The sequence below is a fragment of the Paenibacillus sp. Y660 genome (assembly GCF_057221575.1).
Window position 1 is genome coordinate 1 of the sequence record NZ_JBXBBJ010000062.1, and the last position, 3639, is coordinate 3639.

Below are 3639 nucleotides of genomic sequence, written 5' to 3' on the forward strand. Positions count from 1 at the left end.
GCAGTAACACGACTTATGGAGGCGTCTTTTCCTTTCCTAGATTAACTTACATGGTCATTATATCGGTCAATATCTGGACAATCTTAACCGTCAACTGACGGTCATATTAGATTAGCGGAAACACCTTTTATCAAAGGAATGGTGGGAAGTTTTGATATTAAAGATAATAATATTTATCTTTACATCTATGGTGCAAGAAAAAGTGATTATCTTGATGTTCCTGATAGTTACATTATGCAAATAGATCGGGTGAATCATAGTACGCGAATTTTATCAAAATCGGAAATTAACATTAGCGATGGGAGTTTGAAAGTAGCTCCTAATAATAGAATATATATAGCAAATAACAGTGGAAACGAATACAAGCTAAGTGTATTTAATATACAGGGTGATTTTATTAATAATATTAAATTTGAAAAACCGGTACATACAATGCTAATCGACAATACAGGGATTGCTTATATTGCTCATAAAGATAAGGATCAAATGGATGATTTTGCTGGTAGCACGATTACTATATTTGATACAAATAGTAATCAGGTGATTGGAGAAATAAGCGGTTTGAATGGTCCTATGGATATGAAAATTGTGGATTCGTATTTATTTGTTGCAAATATCAAGCACAACTCGATTGCTGTAGTAGATATAAATACTAAAAAGATAGTGAAGCAAATTGATTTAAGAGGAGAAGCCCCATATAATTTAGTTGTATTGAAAAATAAGTAGAATCATGGTTGATCCCCTCGTATCCCTCTCATGACGCAAATAAGAAATACTACAAGAAAATGACCGAGTAAACACCGAATCACTATTTGTTTCACAAATTCGAAAAAATAAATGATTAATGATTTCGTCTACATTTTGATTTAGAAGCTTTTCCTTCGTGAAATCTTTCAATTCACTTAATTGAGTCTTAACTCCATAATAATCACCCATTCTCAATTCATTATTTCCTCTACTTTTGCTTAGAGTCAGATGAAAGTTCTATGTAGATTGGTGATTTAGATAAATAACCATTTCAAATTCTGCCCCAAAATCCAGTGACTCATCTAATGAATTCTCGCATTCCCTTAGAAAGTAATTATGATTAAGCGATTCCCTTGCATTAAATTAAAATAATTAAGAAACTACTTTATTCTTTTTCACTTGAGAAATATAGCTGTGCAAGATCATGCCAATCATTACGACCAGCATACCGATCGTGGACAATAAAGTAGGCAACGAACTTCCTAGCATGAGCTCTCCTGCAACGACAAATAATACTTCCGTAAATTGTGTCGCTTCAACCACAGCCAATTGCATCAGCACGACTCCAAGAAGGATGATGATCGACATCATTAAACCTTTAAGCGGTATCTTTTTTCTAATTTCATGCGTTTGAATTTTCTCGTAAAATATAGGGGTTATGAGGGAGCCTGAAATAATCGTAATTTGCCAAGTTCCGGCGGTAAGCCATCCTGGTCCATAAGCTGCCGCAAAACATAACGGAGCGTAGAATAGTCCAAATCCTACAAAGCTCCACATCAACCAAGCGCCAGGATGCTTCCGCATCTCTTGAATAAGCGGACCTAAATTTTTTCTGCTTAGGACAAGGATTAGAAGTAAGGGAATCATAAAAATATAGCGCAATGAAGCACTCCATAACCATGACCCTCCAGACAATTCCATTTCTCGGTTTAGTACAAAAGTAAAAGCAAAAAACAAAGCGGAACAAACTCCTAAAAAAATGGGACGCAACTACATTCACCTCTGCTAGTCTGAAATATTTCTCTGTTCTTGGAATAATCCCAATCTAAAGTCGGATTTTTTTACAATTTGTTGCGCTTAACCGCATAATAATAGAAAAAATGAAACCGAACCCTCACGGTATAACCGAAAAGGGTTGTTTCGATAGGTTACATTTATTTTCGACTACAATCGCTTCTAAATTTAACCTTTCCAATTTTCAATTAAATCCTCAAGAGAGTAGCCATTAATAGTCACACCGGCAAAATCACAATCGCTTATTTCCAAATTTGTTAAATTGCAATTTCGTATTTGAACATTTCTAAGGTCGCAATTTTGAAAGCTTATTGGTTTATACGGTTGTTCCGGATTGTAATTGCCATCACCCTGTTGGGGAAGTATGACGTTATGAAATTCGGCGCCAAATACCGATGAGCTGCAAGAACAATTGGAACAATTGTTGTAGCAAAAAAAAAGGGGCTGTCCCAAAGTGTTCGCACGGAATGGGAGCATCCAAATTCTGCTCGTTTACTTGTTCCTAACTATGAAATTTTTTTACAAGCTAGTTAAGTGCCCTGGAGCTCCTGTCATTCGCTCCTTAACCTTACTTTTCTCAGGCTTTTTCGCTTATTCCAGCGCTCATTGTTCTAACCCGTAAGTTTGAAATAAAAGGCTATCTCAAATCATTTTGGTTTTGTAGAATTAACAGGAAATGCTCCATCTATTTTCCTGATAAGACATCAGTTCGTTCATTTAGCTGGAAAAACTCCCGTTAATCGGAGCACATACACCGAAATAGGGTCACAAGCGAGATATTAACGGGAGAAAATCCATTTAAACCTGTTTTTTTCCAAAAAACACATGAAATAACGGGAGTTTTTCCTGTTAATGCTAATTCAAGAGGGCTCAGCCCCATAAATGATTGAACCCGAGACTACAGAAGAACCAGGGATTCCGCCGATTCCTGCTTCGTGGCTTGCCATAGGTAAACATGGAGTTGGGGAGACTTCCGCTTTCCCAACAATCTCATGAAGCAAGCAGCCATAGACCTGAATAGAAAAATAGCGGTACAGGAATAGTACACTGGTACCCATAGAATGGACACTTTGAAAAAAGGTGTTCAGGCTATGGGTACCTTTTTGTATACTGTAGTAAGCATCGGAGGGCGATTATATGAGCAAGAAGCGGTTTACCGAGAAGGATTGTGAAATCCTCTCACAAAACAAGTTCGTTATCAAGGTAAGTGAGAAAGCAATAACTTATTCCGATGAATTTAAGCAGTTATTCATTAATCAATATATGTTACATAAAACCCCTAGAGAGATCTTTGAGGCTAACGGGTTTGATGTAGATGTAATTGGAATGAGCCGCGTAAAACAGTGTGCTGAACGTTGGAAGAGAATGTATAAACGCGATGGGATTGTTGGTTTAACTGATTCGCGCAAAGGGAACTCTGGACGCCTTCTACAACGGGAACTGACGCAAGAAGAGGTCATTGCCAAACAGGAAGCCCGAATTAGACTTTTGGAATCCCAACTTGAATTGTTAAAAAAGCTAGACTCGAACGAAAGGTTGCTGGTAGCAAAAGGAACAAGCCTGAGCAAAACTAAATTGTTCGAATTAATTGCAGAGGCCGTAGATCAGGGGCTTGGGCGAATGACTCGCTTTCTATGCGAGCTCCTTAACGTATCCCGTTCGGGGTACTACAGTTATGTAAAGGCCGCTGACACCCGCTTAGAGCGCGCGAGGTTGGATGCCGTGGCAGGTGAATGGATTAAGAAAGCATTTTATTGGAAAGGGTTCAAAAAGGGCTCTCGCTCCATAAAGATGGTTCTTGAGAATGAATTTGGTATCACCTATAACCTTAAAAGAATCCGCCGGTTAATGAAAAAACTAAACCTTGTGTGTCCGCAT

The 3639-nt window shown here is 37.9% G+C and carries 4 protein-coding genes; 2 read left to right on the plus strand and 2 right to left on the minus strand.

Annotated features, from left to right (window positions below):
• Positions 1-138 precede the first annotated feature (138 nt).
• Positions 139-726, plus strand: coding sequence for a YncE family protein (locus AC2TDN_RS26295; protein ID WP_484690710.1), 588 nt, complete (start codon positions 139-141; stop codon positions 724-726).
• A 393-nt stretch (positions 727-1119) separates the two neighbouring features.
• On the opposite strand, the gene AC2TDN_RS26300 is transcribed toward AC2TDN_RS26295, so the two are convergent.
• Both AC2TDN_RS26300 and AC2TDN_RS26305 read right to left on the minus strand, forming a co-directional pair.
• The gene (locus AC2TDN_RS26300; protein ID WP_484690711.1) at positions 1120-1737 is read right to left on the minus strand and encodes a multidrug resistance efflux transporter family protein; all 618 of its coding nucleotides are present in this window, start codon (positions 1735-1737) and stop codon (positions 1120-1122) included.
• Positions 1738-1929: 192 nt separating this feature from the next.
• Entirely contained in the window at positions 1930-2238 is a 309-nt protein-coding gene (locus AC2TDN_RS26305; protein ID WP_484690712.1) for a pentapeptide repeat-containing protein, read from the minus strand.
• 660 nt (positions 2239-2898) lie between these two features.
• Here AC2TDN_RS26305 and AC2TDN_RS26310 point away from each other — a divergent pair.
• The coding region (locus tag AC2TDN_RS26310) for an HTH domain-containing protein (RefSeq protein WP_484690713.1) at positions 2899-3639 on the plus strand (741 nt) is incomplete at its 3' end.